Below are 21378 nucleotides of genomic sequence, written 5' to 3' on the forward strand. Positions count from 1 at the left end.
CGTGATTTTACGCGGTGCGGGCGGCGGGTGCATTCGGGCGGTCGGTGGCCGTGGCAACCCACGGCCTCAGCTGTCGGCGCAGCCGTCGCGCTGGAGGTCGTCCGGCACCGGATACGCGCGCTGCCGGGCATCGAAGATGAGGTGGTAGAACGCGGTCGCCGGGCCCGTGCAGTCGTGGCCGCTGGCACGCACCGTCAGCGGCCAGTAGCCATCCACGGCGTTGCTGTCGCCCACCGTCGTGCTGAAGTCGACCGAGAACACGCCCTCGCCGCAGTCGGCCGGATGGCCGTCACAGCGGTGCAGGGCAAGATTGTCGAGGTGATCGCGGTACCGGGCGACATCGCGCAGACGATGATTGTGTTCGGCGATGTAACTGCGCCAGACGCGCCGATGGCCGCGCCGGTGTTCTTCGTGGGTGATCTGGAAGGCATGGCGCTGCGGGCCAAGCTGCGCGATCTGGACCGTACCGGGTGCGCCGTGGCGCCCGTATGGGCCCTGCAGGCGCTGGGCCATCACCAGCAGCGGATCCTTGGCAGGCAGTGGGGCGAACATGCCGCCGCGGTTGGCCTCTCCGTCGTCCGTGCCCACGCGCAGCACATACAGATCGACCCGGCCCGGCTCGACCGTGGCTGCGTCGTCCAGGGTCTGGCACACCGCCAGCAGGGTCTGCTCATGACCGTCGGCCGTGACCGTGTCACGCGCGCACACGCTGCGGGTGACCGGGCGTAGTGCCTCGACCTCGGTGTCCTCCCACGCATCCTTCCACGGCGCATCCAGGACGGCCTTGTCGCCATAGCGCGTGCGAAGGAAGGCCAGCAGGCGCTGGGTGTGATCGCCCCGGACCCGGACGGTGTCTTCCGGCTGCGCCGTGGTGTCGAGCACGCGGTGTGGTTTGGCCGGTTCGGAAGACGCCCCCGGTTCACTGGCAGGCGTGCAGCCCAGCACCCCCGCAGCAGTGGCGATGACCACCGCTGCGAGGCGATTGCGGAGCGAGGACGACATCCGTGTCGATCCCCCCATCAGTGGCGGAAGTGACGCACGCCGGTGAAGACCATCGCCAGGCCATGTTCGTCGGCCGCGGCGATCACTTCGTTGTCGCGCATCGAGCCACCCGGCTGGATCACCGCCTTGATGCCGGCCGCAGCGGCGGCATCGATGCCATCGCGGAACGGGAAGAACGCATCGGAGGCCATCACCGAGCCGTCCACCACCAGGTTCGCATCGGCGGCCTTGATGCCCGCGATGCGCGCCGAGTAGACGCGGCTCATCTGGCCGGCGCCGACACCGATGGTGCGGTTGTCCTTGGCGTACACGATGGCGTTGGATTTGACGAACTTGGCGACCTTCCAGGCGAACAGCAGATCGGCGAACTGCTTGTCGGTCGGCGCCAGCTTGCTCACCACGGTCAGTTCGTCGCGGCTCATGCCGCGGTTGTCGGCGCTCTGCATCAGCAGGCCCGAGCCGATCCGCTTGGTGTCGTAGTTGTTGCGGCCCTGTCCGTGCGGAATGCGCAGCACGCGCACGTTGGCCTTCTTGGTCGCGTACTCCAGTGCCGCCGGCGCGTAGTCCGGGGCGATCAGCACTTCAACGAACTGACGGTCCAGGATCACCTGCGTGGTGGCCAGGTCCAGCGGCTGGTTGAAGGCGATGATGCCGCCGAAGGCGCTGGTCGGGTCGGTCGCGTAGGCCAGCTCGTAGGCATCGCCGTTCCCGGCACCCACGGCCACGCCGCACGGGTTGGCGTGCTTGACGATCACGCAGGCCGGTACGTCGAACTGACGCACGCATTCCCACGCCGCATCAGCATCGGCCAGGTTGTTGTAGCTCAGTTCCTTGCCCTGCAGCTGCTGGAACGTGGCCAGCGTGCCCGGCACCGGGTACAGGTCGCGATAGAACGCGCCGCTCTGGTGCGGGTTCTCGCCGTAGCGCAGATCCATCACCTTCACGAAGTTCGAATTCATCTGCGCCGGGAACTCCGCACGCACCGGCACGGCGGTGTCGGTGGTGGTCACCGCAGAAAGGTAGTTGCTGATCGCCGCGTCGTACTGGGCCACGCGGTTGAACGCGGCCACCGAGAAGGCGAAGCGCTTGGCGGCCGAGAGCTTGCCGTCGTTGGCGTCCAGTTCGGCCAGCAGCTCGGCGTACTGCGACGGGTCGGTCGCCACGGCCACGCGGGCGAAGTTCTTGGCCGCCGAACGCAGCATCGCCGGGCCACCGATGTCGATGTTCTCCACGGCGTCTTCAAGCGCGCAGTCCGCCTTGGCGGTGACCGACTCGAACGGATACAGATTCAGCACCAGCAGGTCGATCGCGCCGATGCCGTGGTCGGCCATCACCGCGTCATCCAGCCCGGCGCGGCCGAGCAGGCCGCCGTGCACCATCGGGTGCAGGGTCTTGACCCGGCCGTCCATCATTTCCGGGAACCCGGTGACGTCGGCGACGTCCTTCACTGCCAGGCCGGCCTCGCGGATCGCCTTGGCGGTACCGCCGGTGGAAAGCAGCTCCACGTTGCGCGCCGCCAGGGCGCGGGCCAGGTCGATCAGACCGGTTTTGTCGGAAACAGACAGCAGGGCCCGGCGCACGGGCAGCAGATCGGAACTCATGGGGGCAGGAGATCGAAGCGGAGCGGGGGCATATTGTAGGCCAGTGGCGCTGGCATGGCCCCAGAAACGACGAAGGCCGGCACCGAGCGCTGCTCGATCCGGCCTGCTTTCCGCCAGGCACTAAGCGCCTGCCCACCGGCATCAGGTGGTGATGCCGTATTCCTTCAGCTTCTTGCGCAGGGTGGCGCGGTGGATGCCCAGCATCGCCGCGGCGCGGCTCTGGTTGCCTTCGCAGTGGTTGAGCACCTCCACGAACAGCGGGATTTCCATCTCGCGCAATACGATCTCGTAGACATCGTCCGCATCGCAGCCATCCAGGTCCCGCAGGTAGCGCCTGACCGACTGGGCCACGTGTTCGCGCAGGGGTGGCTTTGGCGCGCCACGACTGTTGTCAGGACGAGAAAGGACAGCGTTCAAGGAGTTTCCCGGTGCAAGAGCCGGGGCGGACAACAGCCCACGGCGGAAGGGTGATGGGGTCAGTCTAGCGCGTGCGTCGGCCGCCTGCCACGCTGCGGCGGCCCCGGCGACGCCTCAGAGGAACTCAAAGGTGAATGCGACGGTAGACGCCGCAGGCTCGCGCACGCGGAAGGCGATCTGCGCGCTTTGCCCCGGTTCCAGCGTCGCGGCCGGGTCCGTGGCGCGGTCCAGATAGTCGGCCGGCGCGAACACATTGGTGCCGATCACGCGGCCATCGGCATCAGACAGCGACAGCCGCAGCGACGGCCAGGACTGGGCCCAGCGCGCGTCGTTGCGGATGCTGGCCTGAACCTGCAGCGCGCCGGCCTGGCCCGGCACCGGGCGCACATCGCGGCTGAGCATGCTGAAGGCCGTCGGCTCGCGCCAGGCTGGCAATGAACAGCGCAGCACGCCGCACAGCCCGGCAATCCACGGGCGGGTGCCGGCATCGGCGGCAAGCCGGGCGCGGTCGGCCACGGCGATCTGCACCAGCAGCACGGCGGCCAGCCCGGCGACCATGCCCCACTGCCAGCGCGGCGTTCGCAGGCGCGCACCGGGCAGGCGGAGGAAGCTCGGTGTGGTGATGGCATCGGCTGGCGGCAGGGCCGCCGTGGCCGTGCTGCGCGCGTCCTCGTTGAAGGTGCGCACGTCATCCGATGGGGCTGCCGTCTCAACGAGTGGCGCGGCCGCCAGCGCATCGTCGGCGACACGGTGCCGCTCGGACGCGGGTGAGCGTTCCCATTCCGAGACGGAGGGTTCCGGCGCGTGCACCGGCTGTGCATCGATCACCTGTTCGACCGCCAGCGGTGCGATGCGATCGTCCACAGGCGTGGCCGACGGCGCAGGTGCTGCGTCAGACGGCGCGGCCGGGCGGTCAGCCGGATCGGCCGGCGCCTCCGGCGACGGACGCAGGAACGTGGCGATCGGGCGGCGCGGCGGCATCGGAGGCTCGGACATGGGCACGGGACCGGGCAGGAGACGGGCTATTCAAGCACGGCGGACGCCGGTGATGCGCATCCAGTCGCCGTCATGCGCCACCGCCAGCTGTTCGAAGGCCGGGGCATAGCGCTCCAGCAGTTCGCCTTCCTGCCCATGCAGGATGCCCGACAGCGCGATGCGGCCGCCCGGGGCGACACGCGCGGCCAGCACATCGGCCAGTGCATCCAGGGCCGAGGCGAGGATGTTGGCGACCACGACGGGATACGTCGCCTGCGGCTCGTCGTCCGGCAGGTAGACCTGCACACGGTCCTGCAGCCCATTGCGCTCGGCGTTGTCACCGGTGGCGAGCACCGCCTGCGGGTCGTTGTCCACGCCGACCGCGCGCGCGGCCCCCAGCTTCAGCGCCGCCAGGGCGAGGATGCCCGAGCCGCAGCCGAAATCGAGCACGGTGTTGCCGGCCAGCGCACCCTCGGCGGCCAGGCCGTCCAGCCAACGCAGGCACAGGGCCGTGGTCGGGTGGGTGCCCGAACCGAACGCCAGGCCCGGATCCAGGCGGACCACGGCGGCATCCTCGGCCTGCGCGGCTTCTGGAAGTTCATGGTTCCACGGCACGATCCAGGTGCGGTCACCGAAGGCCATCGGCTGGAACTGGTCGATCCAGGCGCGCTCCCAGTCTTCGTCGGCCACGGCACGGAAGCTGGCATTGGCCCAGTCCAGGCCCGGATCGAAGGCATCCAGCGCGGCCAGCAGGGCCAGCGCATTGGTATCGCCCGGGAACAGCGCGGTCAGCACCAGGTCGTTCCACAACGGCGTCTCGCCCACGCCCGGTTCCAGGATCGCGCGTTCGTTGCTGGTGTCGGCATCGGCATCGAGCAGGGTCACCGCCAGCGCGCCCACGTCGTCCAGCGCATTCTCATAGCGCGGCTGGGTGGCTTCGGTGCAGTGCAGGGTGAGTTCCAGGAAGGGCATGGGGGCAGGGACCGGCGGAAAACCGTGCATGTTAGACCAGTGCGGCCCGCGGGTCCCGGCGTACCGTGGGGAGGTCGTCTCGCCGGCCGGTAAGATCGGCCGGACGACCGGTTCAGACAGCGTTGCGGCTGCTTGCTAAACTTACATTTCTGCTGTCTATCGCTGACAGCCTCTGACGTCCCGCCCATGGCGCTCGTGCCCACCCTCAAAACCTGGTTGCTGGTCGTGCCAGCCCTGGCGTTGCTCGGGGTGGTGGGCTATCGCGCGGGCGATCGGGTGCTGCATGCCGAGCACGTGGCCTCGCCGGGCGATGAACCGACGGCGGCCAGCGCGCCGAGCGCGGTCCCGGCCGAAGCGCGGCAGCTCGCCCGGCGCCTGCTGGGCAGCGAGCGCGGCACGGCCGTGGCCTCCGGCCTGCCGTTGGACCTTCGCGCCGATATCGAAGGCGATACCGATCTGTTTGCGTATGCGCAGCGCCTGCAGCTGCAGGCCGCCAACGGCAATGCGGAGGCCGGGTGGATGGTCAGCCGTGTGTACGACTACTGCGCCACCTACGCCATGGACCCGGGTGGCTATCAGCTCGACAACGACGTGTTGACCGGGCTGGGCATGAAAGCGTCCGTGTCGATGGTGACCGCGCGCGAGCGTGTTTCGCGCCGCTGCGCCGGCTTCGTCAGCAGCGACAATCTGGGCCGGTCCTTGATCCTGACCCAGCGCCTGCAGGCCGCCAAGGCCGGCAACCTGGCGGCCGAGGCCTCGCTGTTCGCCGAAGGTCATCCACTGGAAACCGCTCCGGCCTATCGTCGCGGGCTGGTCGAGCGGGTGATGGAGTCGCGGGATCCGGAAGCCTTCATGGCACTGGCGCCGGGCATGGGCCAGCGCGCCAGCGGCGACAGTGCGATGAGCGGCATGGTGGCCGGCGATCAGTTCAGCGAACTCGCCTGGCGGCTGGCGGCCTGCGAGTTGGGCATGGCGTGCGGGCCCGATAGTGTGCTGATGAATAATTTCTGCGCGAACGGAGGGATCTGTTCGCAGGACGGTGGGCAGGACTTTGCCACTTTTGTGTATGACGCCGCGGTATCGCGGCAAGGTGCGGGGAAAATGAACGTGTTGGTTGAAGAGCTGGTCAAGCAGAGGAATGGGCGATGAATTACCGTCGAATCCTGCACGGTGCGAAATTCTGGTTCTGGGTGGCGTTGTTTGTCGCTTACTCGGCCGGGGCAGTGGGTCTGGTGATGATCGACACCTATGACGATCGTTACCGAAGCCTGTCCAAAGTGCAGTTGACCTCGGTCAAGGCCGATGCCGAAGTGCGTCGTGCCGGTGCCAGTCAGGTCGCTGCGGTGTATCGCGCGCAGAGTGGCATGCCGTTCGCTTCGCTGCCCACCGGCAGTACCTTCCAGGTGGTGTGGCCGGACGGGTCCACCGAGACGATGGTGATCGTGGATCCGACCTCCTCGCTGGGCGTGGAGCCGGTGAAGCATTCGCAGGTCACCGCAGCTGATACCGCCAAGCCGTAAGCACGTCAGCCAACCATGGGTTGGCTCTACCGGGTTTGTGCCCTCCGGCAGCCCGGTTCGCGCAAACAAAAAGGCGGGGAGATCCCCGCCTTTCTGCTGTCCAACGTGACGCGTGAATCAACCGATCAGGTCAACGCGATCGACTTGTTCTTGCGTTCGGCCAGGCGCTTTTCCAGGTAGTGGATGTTCTGCCCACCGGCCTGGAAGCCCTTGTCGCGCATGATGCGCTGCTGCAGCGCGACGTTGGTCTTGATGCCGTCCACGACCAGCTCGCTCAGTGCCACGCGCATGCGCGCGATCGCGGTCTCGCGATCCGGGCCGTGCACGATCAGCTTGCCGATCATCGAGTCATAGTTCGGCGGCACGCGGTAACCACTGTAGATGTGGGTATCCACACGCACACCGGGGCCACCCGGCGGATGGAACGCGGTGATCTGGCCCGGGCTCGGCACGAAGGTTTCAGCGTCTTCGGCGTTGATGCGGCACTCGATCGCGTGGCCGGTCAGCACCACGTCGCTCTGCTTGATGGTCAGCTTCTGGCCGGCGGCGATGCGCAGCTGCTCGCAGACCAGGTCGATGCCGGTCACCATCTCCGTCACCGGATGTTCCACCTGCACGCGGGTGTTCATTTCGATGAAGTAGAAGCGGCCGTCTTCGAACAGGAACTCGAAGGTACCCGCGCCGCGGTAGCCGATGCGGATGCAGGCTTCCACGCACACCTTGCCGATCTCATCGCGCAGCTCGGCGGTGATGCCCGGTGCCGGCGCTTCTTCCACCACTTTCTGGTGGCGGCGCTGCATGGAGCAGTCGCGCTCACCGAGGTGGATGGCATTGCCCTGGCCATCGGCAAGCACCTGGATTTCCACGTGACGCGGATTCTCCAGGAACTTCTCCATGTAGACCTGATCGTTGCTGAAAGCGGCCTTGGCTTCGGACTTGGTGGTCTCGATCGCCGCCTTCAACGAGGCTTCGGCATGCACCACGCGCATGCCACGGCCGCCACCGCCACCGGAGGCCTTGATGATGACCGGGTAGCCGATCTCACGGGCGATCTTGGTGTTGGCCACGATGTCGTCGGTCAGCGGGCCGCCCGAGCCGGGCACGCACGGCACGCCGGCGGCCTTCATCGCGCGGATCGCTTCCACCTTGTCGCCCATCAGGCGGATGGTGTCGGCCTTGGGGCCGATGAAGATGAAACCGGACTCTTCCACGCGCTCGGCGAAGTCGGCGTTCTCCGACAGGAAGCCGTAGCCCGGGTGGATGGCCTGGGCGTCGGTGACTTCCGCCGCGGCGATCAGGGCCGGGATGTTGAGGTAGCTCTCCGAGGACGGTGCCGGACCGATGCAGACCGACTCGTCGGCCATGGCCACGTGCTTGAGGTTGCGGTCGACCGTGGAATGCACAGCCACCGTGCGGATGCCCAGGGTATGGCACGCGCGCAGGATGCGCAGCGCGATCTCCCCTCGGTTGGCAATAACGACTTTGTCGAGCATGGACTAATCCTTAGCCGATCACGAACAGCGGCTGGTCGAATTCGACCGGCTGGCCGTTTTCGCCCAGGATGGCGACGATGGTGCCGGAAACATCGGCTTCGATCGGGTTGAACATCTTCATCGCTTCGATGATCGCCAGCGTTTCACCGGCCTTGACGGCCTGGCCGACCGACACGAAGGCCGGCTTGTCCGGCGAGGACGACGCGTAGAAGGTGCCGACCATCGGGGCGCGCAGCACGTGGCCGTCCGGCAGGGCGTTGCCCGCCTTGGCGGTGCCGCCGGTGGAGGCTTCGGTGGGCGACTGCATCGGCATCGCCGGGGCTGCGGCGGCCTGCACCGGCGCGGGCGCCATCATCATCTGCGGGGCGGCCTGCATCATGCCGTAGCCGGAGACCGGGGCGCGCGACAGGCGCACGGACTCTTCGCCTTCCTTGATTTCGATTTCGGCGAGGTTCGACTCTTCCAGCAGGTCGATCAGTTTCTTGATTTTGCGGAGATCCATAGGGGCCTCTTTGGCTCGTGGTGTCAGTGGTGGGAAGCGCGGTGCGCTCGGGTCAAAGCAATTCGTAGAAATCGCGCAGCTGCCGCGTACGGTCGCGCGCGAGGGTGGTCAGGCAGTGCATCTGCGCGCCATTGCGCGAGGTGCCATCGGCGTTGAAGGCGTAGACCGCGTCGCAATCGTGGTCGCGCAGCTGCATCCACGCGCGCTGGGCCAGGATCAGCTGCTTTTCGGCATCCGCGCAGTGCGTGCAGGCGCCTTCGGCCGCCTGGCGGCGCAACTGCTGGCGCGCCTGGGCGTACACCGCGTTCAATTCGGTATCGGCCTCGCTGGCCACATCCGAGGCGCACAGATCCGATTCCATGGTGCCGCTCGGCTGCGCGCAGTCGATGCCTTCCGCGCTGCGATCAGCGGCACTGGCGGCGCCACACAGGCAGCCCCACAGCGCGACGCTGGCGAGGACACGCGGCAGCGTCATCACGCGGAGGCGGCCGCCAGCCGGGTCAGCGCTGCATCCATCGCATAGCGATAGCTGTCCGCCCCGAACCCACAGATCACCCCGACCGCCTTGTCGCTGAAATAGCTGTGCTGGCGGAAGGGCTCGCGCGCATGCGGATTGGACAGGTGGATCTCGATGAAGGGCAGGTCCACCGCGGCCAGCGCATCGCGCAGGGCCACGGACGTGTGAGTGAACGCGGCCGGATTGATCAGGATGAAGGCGGTGCCGTCATCGCGGGCGGCCTGCACGCGGTCCACCAGGTGGTGTTCGGCGTTGGACTGCAGGCTCTCCACGTCATGCCCGGCGGCGTGCGCCTGGGCCAGCAGGGCCTGGTCGATCTGCGCCAGCGTGGTGTGCCCATACACCCCCGGCTCGCGTGTGCCGAGCAGGTTGAGGTTGGGGCCATGCAGGACCAGCAGTTTCGCCATGGGTGCCGAACAACAGGAAAGGGCGGAGTCTGGCGGAACTGGTGGATCGTGTCCAGTTCGACGAAGTTACGCGTGTTTCAAGCGCATGTTTGAAAATTGAGCGGGACCGTTGCGGTAGCACGATGTCCGCAGGCTGTGCGGCTCAGCATAGTTGGTGGGAATTCCCACCAACTATGACGCGCGCCCACCATAGTTAGTGGGGACAGGGCCGCTAGTGGCCGGTAGCGGACACGGACGGTGCCAGCTGGTGTAGGCGCCATGACGATACAAGCGCGAGCGGCGTGGATCTTTCGCCAGATTTGCGCACTCCGGCACGCAGGACCGAAACCAATCCTCGCTCCGCTCACGCAAGTATCGCAACGGTTTGTCGACCCATAGGAACGCGGATATCCATAGGAGTCGCAAGAGACCATCAGTGAACCAATTGGGGCCAGTTTCACCGCGCTCGTAGCGCTTCCAGCGCGCGCTGTTCGCCAATACGGACCAGGCCGGCCATTGAAAATTCTTGGAGATGGCGGATCAGCTCTGCCTTGGGCATGTTTGTTACTGTCTGCACCGGCTCGGGGAAGTTGCTGCTGATCAGCAACGTCAAACAAGGGGCGCCCACGCTCCAAAGGCAACGCAACAGGGCCGGGTCGTCTTTCGGGATGCCCGTGATAGCACTGATGACGTCGAGCACGAAGACGAGCTTTGCCGCAATATCAACGGTGAACAGGTGCTTCAAGTGGGATGAGGGTGATCCGATCTCGCGCGCCAGCACCCGTACATGCCAGTTCTCCTCGCTCATCACTGAGTTGACGACGGTCTCCAGGATCACCAGCAGCTGTTTTGCGGGCGGGAGATCCCCCCTGGACAGGGGTGAGAGGTCTGCAAGCGCCAACAATCGGTCATGGGCCTCAACTAACACGGACTGATAGAGCGCGCTACGGCCTCCGAAGTGGTAGTTGATGGACGCCAGATCAACGCCAGCAACCTCGGCAATTGCTTTGCTCGTCGTCTCCGCATAGCCCTGATTGGAAAAAAGCAGGCCCGCGCTTTCCAGTATCCGTAGGCGAGTGGCTTCTCCGTCGACTCGGAGAGCTCTATGTGCTTGGTTCATCACGCCACTTCAATGAGTTCGGTTGGATAGCATAAGTGCATTTGCGCTTAGATTAAAATTGATTTAATGTCGAGTTGACGTAGTTCCTTCCGAGAATTTCCCGTGCCGATGCCCCACCTTGGGTCGAGGGAAGGGGTGGCGCGACCGCACCAATCAAGGACTGAAAGCGATGAATCTTGATGTCACCTCTCCCTCATCTGCTGGGTTGAATGCAGATGCGCTGGAACGGCTGGGCTCCTCTATTCAGGCCGATATCGATGGCGCGAAGCACTTTGGGGCTTCGGTCCTTGTCGCCCGGCACGGCCAGGTCGTGTACCAAGCAAACTTCGGTACTGTAGGCCCAGGTCGCGCGCCTGCAAATGACGATAGATACCTGCTCATGTCGATGTCGAAAGCTTTCACCGCAGCGCTTGTACTCAGAGCAGTCGATGAGGGTCGCTTCGGCCTGGATACCCGCGTCGCGGATCTAGTCCCTGGCTTCGGCGCATTGGGCAAGCAACGGGCAACCGTTCGGCAATTGCTTTCACACACAGCGGGGCTGCCGTTCGGTCTCGTTCCGCCTCCACTTAGCTTGGATAAAGTCGGCAACTTGGAGATGAAAACTGCCGGAATATGTGCGTTGCCCGCCTCCTACAGGCCCGGGACAAAATGCATCTATACCTCCGGCTTGGGGTACGACCTTCTAGGGCAAATTCTAGTGAATGTCGATTCGAAAGGCCGCAACTTCAATCGCATCGCCGAAGAGGATCTGTTCAAGCCGCTGGGGATGGCGGACAGTAGCTTCGGGTGTTCGATCAATGATCCGCGCCGTGTCCCGGTTTCGTTTACTGACAGGAATGTAGGTCCCACGACCCCGATGCTTCTGCGCCTTTTCAATGAGCATCTTACCGAGGACGCGGAAATGCCGAGCGGAAATGCGTACTCCACGATTCATGACGTCTTCCGTTTTACGGAAGTCTTTCGCGGGCGCGGGGCGGCGCATGGTCGGCGCGTTCTCTCACCCGCTCTCTTCAACTACGCCCGGCGAGACCATACGACAGGCCTGATTAACGACGCGACCGCGTTCGAGGTAGAAGAGCGCGGCCTGGACGATTTCCCAGCACACTTTACCCTGCTTGGAGGCTATGTCCGTGGGATGGGGCACATGCTGAACCCCGCGGGGCATACCGCATCACCGCAGAGTATCGCGGCCGTTGGCGGAGCCTCAACGTCATGGATGATCGATCTCGAGCGTGATCTTACGGTCGTTTTCCTCTCTGCTGGCTTCATTGAAGGACTGCGCCATATTCAACGCGTGCAACGCATCAACGACCTTGCCCTCGCAGCAGTCGACGCCTAGCTTGCGGCTGACCAAGAAGCGAGAGCGCTCGTGTGTCTGTTATTGGCCGCAAGCGGACGCAGAGAAGAGGTGTGCCAAGCAGGCTTGGCGTGCGCGTAAAGGCATGTCTTGGGTTCTGAGTAAGGACAGAAGAACCCAACTACGCTGGTTAACAGGAGTGTAGTGCATCGATCATTGATCCAGTCCTCGAGCAGACTTTGAGTAGACTCCGGCCAAGCGCCTTGACTGCAGACGCACCTCATCGGTATCGGTGTAGCCCTGCTCCCGAATCAGTCCAGCAACGCCTAACAGCATCCAAGCAGTCCAGCTGCTGAGCGTAGCCACATCCCTGTACGCGACATGTTCATGGCGTGCGTCATGTACGGCATCGCACCGAAGTTCATAAAGCGCTACCAGACGGGCTACGATCTCCTTGAAGTTCTCCGGTTGCTCCTGCTGAACGGCACCTACCAGGATAGCCGCCACACCCTCACTGACAGCCTTGGTGATGCCCGTTCCCTCACCTGAGAAGATCACTTCCGCGCAACTCCAGTACTTGACCAGTTGCATTACACGCAACGTATCTTGCTGCGCGTCGGAGAACCAGAAAATTCCTCGCAGCAGCGCCTCCTCCAGGTCTGACAAATGCGTACTCGCCGCAAGGCTTAGGGCATGTTTCACATACGGAGTGCCCTCGAGGAAACTGGCAACCTCTTCATCAACGTTGAAGTCCTGATGCTCCACGAATGCACGTGAAAACCTGACTCCATGGCTCTCATCATCCCAAGACATTCTACGGCGTGCGGCGCGCACGCCTGCAAAGCGAGTCTCGGCCGTGATCCGAAAGGGATTGGCACCATCAGAGAAGCAGACTGAAGCTACTACTGCTAAGACGCCGATCACTACCTCGACGCGGAACTTGAACTCACGGTTCGCGAACGCTTCTGATCCGTACACAGAGCCGACTAGGCAAGGACCATTGCCAATCATTTCTCCAATCGAGGTGTCTCCGAGCTTAGCCCCTCTTCGCTCCAAACTCTCACCACAAGGCCGTTCCAATGTTAGACAACCTAAATGAACTGCCACGCCTTCGAGAGTCAATCCGTTTATGGGAACGGCTTGCCAATACATGCGGCGGGAGGCCTGCAGTTTGTTGGTCACTAGCCGAATCAGCTCTTCCGCGCTGCTTGGAACTCTGCCTTCCGAGAGGAAATTGCACAGAATTGCTCGGAACGAACCAATGCTATCGGCTGGCTCAGTAAACGCTACCAATTGGGCAGGCCTGAGCAATGCGCTGATCGCGTCAAATGCTGCCAATCCCGCGTCCGTAAGCAAGGCAATTCGACCATCTGACAAGCGCAACTCCTGCCATAGATACTTCCGGCCTAGGCGCTTGGCCGCCTTGAAAGAATATGGTTCAACACCCTTTCGACCGAAGAGGGTGGAAAGATGGCGCTTCAGTGTTCTCAATTGCTTGCGACTAAGCGTCATACATGCCTCACGACCTACGGCTCGTTTGGAGGCGGCCAGGAGTGCTACCAACCTTGCCCGGCATGCTTGTTTACTGTAATCGGGAAGAATCTGCAACCGGATCGTTGCAACCTATTACAATGCGGTCAGCATGCGGCACCCGCCGCGTAGCATGTCTTCTGTTCGCCGCAAGCGGACATCACAAGATTCTGCTTGCCTATACCTGATCACGGCGGTCCCTCAGCTGATGATCCTCACTCGCTCTAGTCTTCCAGTCGCCCTTCGCCCCTACGCTTGGCCGGGCGGATCTTGGCTGCGTATGCGACTGGAGGGCGCGTGCTGGCATTTGCCCCGTAGCTCAGGAGCTTTAGCGCCACCTATGGGAACGCTCGCAAGCCATCAGGTGATGGTGTGCTTGGTCCTGCAACCATCTCTCTGGGTAGCACGAGTCTGAATGCGGCGAAAGGGGCAAGCGGCCGATTCATCATTTTTAAGAATGCTCTGATTTATCTAGAAGCGGCAGATGCCGAGGATGGCTGCATCCGGGAAGACCGGAATTCACGACCACTCCTCCTCATCCGCGGCGCGCTGCGCAGCTTCTGGAAAGCTCCCATGAACTTTGTTTACAGATTGATCTTCAACGCATCGACTGGTACGTGGGCTGTTGCCCACGAGCTGGCCGCTGCACGTGGCAAGAAGAACCGCACCCGCCTGGCAAAGGCAATGGCGCTGGTGCTGGCGCTCCCGGCTGGCGCGGCATTGGCCGCCGATTCGCCTGACTCGCTGCAGTGCGAAGCAGGTCAGGCCATTTCCCAAGATGGACTCCGCTGTGAGGCCGTCGCGCAGGGAGTTCCCACCGGAATCCAGACGAGGGCGACTGCTGCGGAAGTCCAGGCCTACACCGCTATTGGTGCCGCGACGACTGCGACTTTGGAAGACGCGAGCGCGAAGGGCATCGGGGCAACGGCATTGGGCAGAGGTGCCTTGGCAGACGCAGATTTTGGCACGGCAATCGGCGCCGGCGCGAAGGCGATCGGGAAAAATTCTTTAGCGATGGGTTATGCAGCGAAGGCCGAGGGCGTCCTTTCTGTTGCCATTGGCTATGATTCTCAAGCACCCGAAGGCAAGACCGTATCAGTGGGTAGCGCGGCATTCAAGCGTCGAATCGTCAACGTCGCCGCTGGCACCGCCGCTTCCGACTCCGCAACCATCGGTCAGCTGACCCCGCTTGTGAGGGGTTTGGGTGGAGGCGCCGCCATTGACGCCACCACGGGCACTGTTACTGGCCCGACGTACAAGGTGGATGGCAAGGACAAGGCCAACCTGGGCGACGCGCTGGCGAGTCTCGACGCCAACACCAGCGTACTGAAGGACAAGCTCGCCAGCAGCGGCCTGGTCGCGGCCGACGGGAAGTCCATTGCGGCGGTTGCGTATGACCGTGATGCCAACGGCGCTGCCAACTATCAGGCCGTAACGCTCGGCAATGGAACCGGTCAGGTCGCGCTGAAGAATGTTGCCGCCGGCACGGCCGCGTCCGACGCCGCAACCGTTGGTCAGCTGACTCCGCTGATTGCTGGGCTGGGCGGCGGCGCTTCCATCGACGCCAAGACCGGCGTGGTGACGGGCCCCACCTACAAGGTGGATGGCAAGAACCAGAACCTGGATAATGCGTTGGCTGGACTGAGCAGCAGCGCTACCGAGCTGAAGGACAAGCTCACCAACAGCGGTGTGCTGGCCGCCGATGGCAACGCCATTGCCGCGGTGACCTATGATCGCGACAAGAAGGGCGTCACCAACTACGGCTCGGTGACCCTGGGCAACGGCACCGGTGCTGTGCAGCTGAAGAACGTCGCCGCCGGCACCGACGGCGGTGACGCCGTCAACCTTGACCAGCTGAAGACCGCTGTGGCCAGCGCGTCGCCGGCGGAGAGCGCGTTCATCGCTGGCAAGGGCGGTGGCACGGCAGCCAAGGCGACCGGCTTCAACTCGGTGGCTCTGGGCATCAACTCGGTGGCCGACCAGGCAAACACCGTGTCGGTGGGCTCGACGTCGGGGAAGCGTCGCATCACGAACCTGGCGTCGGCCCAGGAAGAAAGCGATGCCGCAACCTATGGCCAGGTTACGGCCCTGGTGGGTAACGCCAGTTCGAGCGCCCAGCGTGCACTGAAGGACGTCAACACGCGCCTGTCGGCGCTGAGCGAGCAGACAGGCCGTGTCGGTTTGGATAGCCCGTTTCTGAAGATCGATGCCCCGGAAGGCTCCGATGCGGCTGTAGTGGATCTGAACAACTCCGCTGTGGCCATTGGTGCATCGACCAGCGCCATCGGCAGTATTGCCACGGCGATTGGTGGCGCCTCCTACGCGAAGGGTTCGCAGGCTGCGGCGATTGGCGGTGGCGCCTACGCCGAGGGTCAGGGCGCTCTGGCGATGGGCTCCGCGCGGGCCGAAGCCGACAATTCCACGGCGCTGGGTAACGGTGCGCGTGCCACCGGTGCCTACACGCTGGCCGTCGGCGCGAACGCGCGCTCGGCGGGCATGAATGGCATTGCCCTGGGTAACAGCACCCGCGCGAACGCTGATAATGCAGTGGCCATCGGCACCTTGGCCAACATCGAGGCCACGGCCACCAACTCCATGGCCTTTGGCCGTAACGCCAGCGTGGGCGCTGGCGCGACCAATGCGATGTCGCTGGGCAGCAACACGACCAATACCCGTGCCAACACGGTGTCGGTCGGTAGCCTGAAGAACGAGCGGCAGATCACGAATGTGGCGGCCGGTACCGCTGACACCGACGCCGTCAATTTCAGCCAGCTGAAGAGCTTCGTCGGTTCCAATGGTGGTGGTCCGCTGACGGTGTCGTACGCCGATGAAACGAAAGCCTCGCTCGCCTTGGCCGGCGAAAACGGCACGACGATCAGCAACGTGAAGGCTGGCGCCGTCTCGGCCACCAGCACCGAAGCGATCAACGGCGCGCAGCTGCAGGGCACGGCCTCTTCGGTTGCCTCCGCGCTGGGCGGCGGTTCGACGGTCAAGGCCGACGGCACCCTCGTGGCGCCGAGCTACACCGTGGGTGGCAATAAGCATGGCTCCGTCGGCAGCGCTCTGGGGGCTGTGGATACATCCCTGACCGATCTGGACGGCCGTACCAATGACCTGGCCAGCCAGATCAAGGGCAGCGGCCTGGTGGACGACAAGGGCAACGCCCTGGCCGCCGTGACCTACGACAAGAAGGCGGATGGTTCGGCTGACCGGGCTTCGGTGACGCTAGGCACGCCGGGCACTGCCGTGAAGCTCTCGAACGTGGCCGCCGGCAAGGTGACCGCCGCCAGCACCGACGCCATCAACGGCGCTCAGCTGCAGGGTACGGCTGCTTCCGTGGCAGCGGCCCTGGGTGGCGGCTCCACGGTCAAGGCCGACGGCACCCTTTCGGCGCCGAGCTACAACGTTGGTGGTAAGCCGCATGCCTCCATCGGTGGCGCATTGGGCGCTCTGGACACATCGGTCACGGCGCTGGATGGCAGGACCAATGATCTCGCCGAGCAGCTTGCCGGCAGTGGATTGGTGGATGACAAGGGCAATGCCATCGCGGCAGTGACGTACGACCAGAAGAAGGACGGCTCGGCGGACTACGCATCGGTTACGCTGGGCAATGCGGATACCGCCGTGAAGCTCTCGAACGTGGCCGCCGGCAAGGTGACCGCCGCGAGCACGGATGCCATTAACGGTGCACAGCTGCAGGGGACGGCCACTTCGGTGGCGGCGGCTCTGGGCGGCGGCGCGGTGATGAAGGCTGACGGCACGCTGACCGCGCCAAGCTATACCGTGGGAAGCGGCAAGTACGGCGACGTCGGCGGCGCTTTCGGTGCGGTGAACAGCTCGCTGACTGATCTGGATGGCCGTGCCAAGTCCATGGCGGAACAGCTCGCAGGTATGGGCATGGTGGGCGAGGATGGCAAGAGCCTGGCCGCCGTTACCTATGACCAAAAGAAGGATGGTTCGGCTGACTATGCGTCCGTGACCCTGGGCTCGAAGGATGCTGCGGTGAAGCTGTCGAATGTGGCCGCCGGTTCGGTAGCCGCCGGTAGCACCGAGGCCATCAACGGCGCTCAGCTGCAGGGCACCGCCGCTTCGGTGGCAGCAGCCCTGGGCGGTGGTTCCACCGTGAAGGCCGACGGCAGCATTGCGGCACCGAGCTACACCGTGGGTACCACCAAGCACGGCGATGTGGGCAGTGCATTCGGCGCCGTCAACACCTCGCTGTCTGACCTGGACGGCCGAGCGAAGCAGCTGGACGAAAAGTTGTCCGGCACGGGCTTGGTGGACGACAAGGGCAATGCGTTGGCCGCTGTTGTCTACGGCCAGAACAAGGACGGTTCGACCAACTATGGTTCGGTGACGCTGGGTAAGATCGCTGGCAGTGAACCGGTGCGCCTGAAGAACCTCGCCGCTGGCGTGGACAGCAGCGACGCGGTCAATGTCAGCCAGCTGACCGCTGCAACCGCCAATCCGTGGTTCAGTGGCAAGGGCGGCGGCACGGCGGCCAAGGCAAGTGCGTTCGGTTCGGTTGCCATCGGCATCAACTCGGTCGCCGACCAGAACAACACGGTGTCCGTTGGCAGTAATGACCAGAAACGTCGCATCACCAATGTTGCCGACGGTGAGGGCAACTACGACGCGGTCAACTACCGCCAGCTTGTGTCGATGGTGTCCGGCCAGAACACGCGGACCCAGAGCGCGCTCAAGGATGTGGATAGCCGCTTCGCCGCATTGGATGCACGCGGCGTCGTGGACGATTCATTCATCAAGATCGATGCCCCTGAAGGCTCCGATGCGGCTGTAGTGGATCTGAACAACTCCGCTGTGGCCATTGGTGCATCGACCAGCGCCATCGGCAGTATTGCCACGGCGATTGGTGGCGCCTCCTATGCGAAGGGTTCGCAGGCTGCGGCGATTGGCGGTGGCGCCTACGCCGAGGGTCAGGGCGCTCTGGCGATGGGCTCCGCGCGGGCCGAAGCCGACAATTCCACGGCGCTGGGTAACGGTGCGCGTGCCACCGGTGCCTACACGCTGGCCGTCGGCGCGAACGCGCGCTCGGCGGGCATGAATGGCATTGCCCTGGGTAACAGCACCCGCGCGAACGCTGATAATGCAGTGGCCATCGGCACCTTGGCCAACATCGAGGCCACGGCCACCAACTCCATGGCCTTTGGCCGTAACGCCAGCGTGGGCGCTGGCGCGACCAATGCGATGTCGCTGGGCAGCAACACGACCAATACCCGTGCCAACACGGTGTCGGTCGGTAGCCTGAAGAACGAGCGGCAAATCACCAACGTGGCGGCCGGCACGGCCGAAACCGATGCTGTCAACTTCAGTCAGCTGAAGAAGTACGTGGGTGAGAACGGTGGCAGCGGTGGTGCAGCCAATCCGCTGGCTGTGGCCTACACCGATGCCGACAAGGGCACGGTCAGCCTGGCGGGTGCTGAGGGCACAATCCTCTCCAACGTCAAGGCGGGTAGCGCAGACACCGACGCGGCCAACGTCGGCCAGGTGAAGGGCGTTGCCGCCGCGATCGGCGGAGGCGCCTCCATTGCGGCAGACGGTTCCGTCACCGCGCCGAGCTTCACGATCGGTGGCGGCCGCTACAGCAACGTCGGCGACACTTTCGCTGCAGTGGACACCTCGCTGACCGACCTGGATGGGCGTGTCACGGGCAATAGCAGCAGCGTGACCAACCTGAGTAAGCAGTTCGAGGCGCTGACGGCAGGCACCAGTGGCATGGTCACCTTCGATGCGGCGTCCAACACCGTGAAGGTCGCTTCGGCCCAAGCGGGCACCACGGTCGACTTTGCCAACAGTGACAACGAAGCACGCACGCTGACCAACGTTGCTGCAGGCAGCGCCGAAGGCGATGCGGTGAATGTTGCCCAGCTGAAGGGCACTGCACAGAGTGTGGCCACAGCCATCGGTGGCGGTTCGGTCGTCAACGCGGACGGCACTGTCTCCCAGCCGAGCTACACGGTCGGTGGGACTACGGTGACCAACTTCGGCGATGCCATCACCAACATCGATGACCGCACGACCATCAACGCAACCGAGCTCACCACGCTGGGCACGACCATCAAGGAACTGTCCAACGGCACGTCCGGTCTGGTCACCGTTGATCAGGTCACCGGCAATGTGCAGGTCGCTGCAGCGCAGGGCGGTACCCTCGTCGACATGGAAGGCACCGACGGCAAGCGTCGCGTCAGCGGTGTTGCCAACGGCACGGAGGAGGACGACGTGGTGACGATTGCCCAGCTGCGTGCAGCCGGTGCGATCGATCCGGTCAGTGGCCAGACGTTGAGCGTGCTGACCTACGACGGTGCCGATCTGTCGCGTGCCACCCTGGGCGGTAGCCAGGGAACCGTACTGGCCAACGTCGCCAGCGGGTTCATCGGCGCGGGCAGCATGGAAGCGATCAACGGTGGCCAGCTGTTCGACATGAATGCCGCTATCCAGGGCAGGATGGATGGGCTCGATGGTCGTGTCGGCACCATTGAGAAGGGCATTGCTGAGGGCTCGATTGGGAGCGGCAACGGCAACGGCAACGGCAACGGCAACGGCAATCCTGCCGGCGACGGTGCAGCCGAGGGCGGTTTGGTTGGTCCGGGTGCTGGCGAAGGTGCGCTGATTGTCGGCGGCGGTTCGGCCGGCGGTTCAGGTGCGGTGAGCGTCGGCGACGGCAGCAAGGCGGAGGGCGACAGCTCGATCGCCGTCGGCGGTGGCAGCTCGGCCGGCACCGGCTCCATCAGCGTCGGTGGTGGCAGCTCGGCCGGTGGCACTGGCGCGATCAGCGTCGGCGAGGGCAGCGCGGCCAGTGGTACCGGCTCGGTTGCCATCGGTGAGGGTGCGAAGGTGACGAACGACAACTCGGTTGCCATCGGCAGCGGATCCACCACCACCCGAGATAATGAAGTGTCGATGGGCTCGGCGGGTTCGGAACGTGTTGTCAGCAATGTCGCCGCGGGTATCCAGGGCACTGACGCAGTCAATCTGCAGCAGATGGATGACCGCTTCAAGGCCGAGCATGACTGGTCCAACAGCCGCTTCCAGTCGATGGACAAGCGCATCGACCGGATGGGTGCCATCAGTGCGGCCTACGCCGGTATGGCCATCAATACGGCCGGTCTGAGCGGCGACAACCGCCTGGGCGCCGGTATCGGGTCGCAGAACGGTCGCAGTGCATTGGCCGTTGGCTACCAGCGCATCCTCGGCGAGAAGAAGAACGTGTCGGTCTCGCTGGGCGGTGCTTTCAGTGGCAGCGACCAGAGCGTCTCGGCAGGTGCCGGCATCAGCTGGTAAGCGGAGAGAGCTTACCGTCGTAGTGTAAAAAGAAGCCCGCGGTCGAAAGATCGCGGGCTTTTCTACGTTTTCCTGCGGAGCAACCGCGCCTCGATCAGCCGAAAAGGCCTGAGTCCAGACAGAACGCCACCAGTTCCTGATCCGTCCGGGTGCCCAGCTTGCGCATGGCGCTGATCTTCTGGGTGCTGACTGTCTTGGTGCTGCGATTGAGCGCGCGCGCGATATCGCCAACGCTCTGGCCGCTGGCGAACAGCCGAATCACTTCGAATTCCCGGGGCGACAAGGTGGCAGCCGAGGTGGGCTCGCCAGCCTCAGGTACCATTTCTTCGCGAGGCAGTTCGGGGGAACGGTAGATCCGTTGTGCCAGCAGGCTGGTCAGGGCCCCGTCGAGCTCATTGAGATTCCCGCTCTTGCGCACCACACCGTTGGCACCCGCGCGGTACATTTCGGCAACGATGGAGGGGTTGGACACCATCGTCAGTATCAGAACGCGAGTGTCCGGGAAATTGCGGGTCAGGTAGGAAATGAGCTTGATCCCATCCCCCATACGCTCGTCACCAGGCATGCTGTAGTCGGTGATGATGATGTCCGGCGCATGTTGCTGTGCGAGTTCCACCAGCCCGGCCGGGTCCTGTGCCTGACCGACGACCTGGAAGCGCGGGTCGCGATCAACAAGATCGGCGATGCCCGCCAGCACAATCGGGTGGTCGTCGGCAATGACGATCTTGGTCTTCAAGGTGGGGT

At 64.3% G+C, this 21378-nt stretch carries 16 protein-coding genes; 4 read left to right on the top strand and 12 right to left on the bottom strand.

Annotated features, from left to right (window positions below):
* Window positions 1-66 precede the first annotated feature (66 nt).
* The 5 genes from ABE483_RS08625 to prmA all read right to left on the bottom strand — a co-directional run bounded on the left by ABE483_RS08625 (window position 67) and on the right by prmA (window position 4967).
* Window positions 67-1002 carry a hypothetical protein gene (locus ABE483_RS08625; RefSeq protein ID WP_346481511.1) on the bottom strand — a complete coding sequence of 312 codons (936 nt, stop codon included), beginning with the start codon at window positions 1000-1002 and terminating at the stop codon, window positions 67-69.
* Between the two features lie 17 nt (window positions 1003-1019).
* Complete coding sequence (purH, locus tag ABE483_RS08630; RefSeq protein ID WP_346481512.1) at window positions 1020-2603, bottom strand: bifunctional phosphoribosylaminoimidazolecarboxamide formyltransferase/IMP cyclohydrolase; 1584 nt, start codon at window positions 2601-2603, stop codon at window positions 1020-1022.
* Window positions 2604-2744: 141 nt separating this feature from the next.
* The gene (gene fis / locus ABE483_RS08635; protein WP_123730002.1) at window positions 2745-3020 is read right to left on the bottom strand and encodes a DNA-binding transcriptional regulator Fis; all 276 of its coding nucleotides are present in this window, start codon (window positions 3018-3020) and stop codon (window positions 2745-2747) included.
* Window positions 3021-3134: 114 nt separating this feature from the next.
* On the bottom strand, window positions 3135-4016 hold the full coding sequence (locus ABE483_RS08640; RefSeq protein ID WP_346481513.1) for a DUF3426 domain-containing protein: 882 nt from the start codon (window positions 4014-4016) through the stop codon (window positions 3135-3137).
* Between the two features lie 30 nt (window positions 4017-4046).
* Window positions 4047-4967: a 50S ribosomal protein L11 methyltransferase gene (gene prmA / locus ABE483_RS08645; RefSeq protein ID WP_346481514.1), complete on the bottom strand. Its 921-nt coding sequence runs from the start codon at window positions 4965-4967 to the stop codon at window positions 4047-4049.
* 186 nt (window positions 4968-5153) lie between these two features.
* Here prmA and ABE483_RS08650 point away from each other — a divergent pair, with 186 nt between their 5' ends.
* Window positions 5154-6116 carry a hypothetical protein gene (locus tag ABE483_RS08650; RefSeq protein ID WP_313219459.1) on the top strand — a complete coding sequence of 321 codons (963 nt, stop codon included), beginning with the start codon at window positions 5154-5156 and terminating at the stop codon, window positions 6114-6116.
* Window positions 6113-6487, top strand: a complete 375-nt coding sequence (locus ABE483_RS08655; RefSeq protein WP_313211322.1) for a hypothetical protein — start codon at window positions 6113-6115, stop codon at window positions 6485-6487. The genes ABE483_RS08650 and ABE483_RS08655 overlap by 4 nt, the downstream gene beginning before the upstream one ends.
* A 125-nt stretch (window positions 6488-6612) precedes the next feature.
* Here ABE483_RS08655 and accC read toward each other — a convergent pair whose 3' ends face one another.
* The 5 genes from accC to ABE483_RS08680 form a co-directional block, all read right to left on the bottom strand.
* Window positions 6613-7980, bottom strand: coding sequence for an acetyl-CoA carboxylase biotin carboxylase subunit (gene accC / locus ABE483_RS08660; protein ID WP_313211321.1), 1368 nt, complete (start codon window positions 7978-7980; stop codon window positions 6613-6615).
* A 10-nt stretch (window positions 7981-7990) separates the two neighbouring features.
* The gene (gene accB / locus ABE483_RS08665; protein ID WP_137190554.1) at window positions 7991-8482 is read right to left on the bottom strand and encodes an acetyl-CoA carboxylase biotin carboxyl carrier protein; all 492 of its coding nucleotides are present in this window, start codon (window positions 8480-8482) and stop codon (window positions 7991-7993) included.
* Between the two features lie 52 nt (window positions 8483-8534).
* Entirely contained in the window at window positions 8535-8957 is a 423-nt protein-coding gene (locus ABE483_RS08670) for a lysozyme inhibitor LprI family protein (RefSeq protein ID WP_313211320.1), read from the bottom strand.
* A complete protein-coding gene (gene aroQ / locus ABE483_RS08675; RefSeq protein WP_346481515.1) occupies window positions 8957-9406 on the bottom strand; it encodes a type II 3-dehydroquinate dehydratase in 450 nt (149 codons plus the stop codon). Before aroQ ends, ABE483_RS08670 begins: the two co-directional genes overlap by 1 nt.
* A 436-nt stretch (window positions 9407-9842) precedes the next feature.
* A complete protein-coding gene (locus ABE483_RS08680) occupies window positions 9843-10505 on the bottom strand; it encodes a TetR/AcrR family transcriptional regulator (protein WP_346481516.1) in 663 nt (220 codons plus the stop codon).
* A gap of 169 nt (window positions 10506-10674) precedes the next feature.
* Between ABE483_RS08680 and ABE483_RS08685 the strand changes: the two genes are divergently transcribed.
* Entirely contained in the window at window positions 10675-11844 is a 1170-nt protein-coding gene (locus ABE483_RS08685) for a serine hydrolase domain-containing protein (protein ID WP_346481517.1), read from the top strand.
* 171 nt (window positions 11845-12015) lie between these two features.
* Here ABE483_RS08685 and ABE483_RS08690 read toward each other — a convergent pair whose 3' ends face one another.
* Window positions 12016-13314 (bottom strand): hypothetical protein, encoded by a 1299-nt coding sequence (locus ABE483_RS08690; protein WP_346481518.1) that lies wholly within the window; start codon window positions 13312-13314, stop codon window positions 12016-12018.
* Window positions 13315-13905: 591 nt separating this feature from the next.
* Here ABE483_RS08690 and ABE483_RS08695 point away from each other — a divergent pair.
* The gene (locus ABE483_RS08695) at window positions 13906-20634 is read left to right on the top strand and encodes an ESPR-type extended signal peptide-containing protein (RefSeq protein ID WP_346481519.1); all 6729 of its coding nucleotides are present in this window, start codon (window positions 13906-13908) and stop codon (window positions 20632-20634) included.
* A 94-nt stretch (window positions 20635-20728) separates the two neighbouring features.
* Here ABE483_RS08695 and ABE483_RS08700 read toward each other — a convergent pair whose 3' ends face one another.
* A complete protein-coding gene (locus tag ABE483_RS08700; RefSeq protein ID WP_346481520.1) occupies window positions 20729-21370 on the bottom strand; it encodes a response regulator transcription factor in 642 nt (213 codons plus the stop codon).
* Window positions 21371-21378: the final 8 nt, after the last annotated feature.

Source organism: Stenotrophomonas sp. TWI602 (assembly GCF_039674045.1).
GTDB lineage: Bacteria > Pseudomonadota > Gammaproteobacteria > Xanthomonadales > Xanthomonadaceae > Stenotrophomonas.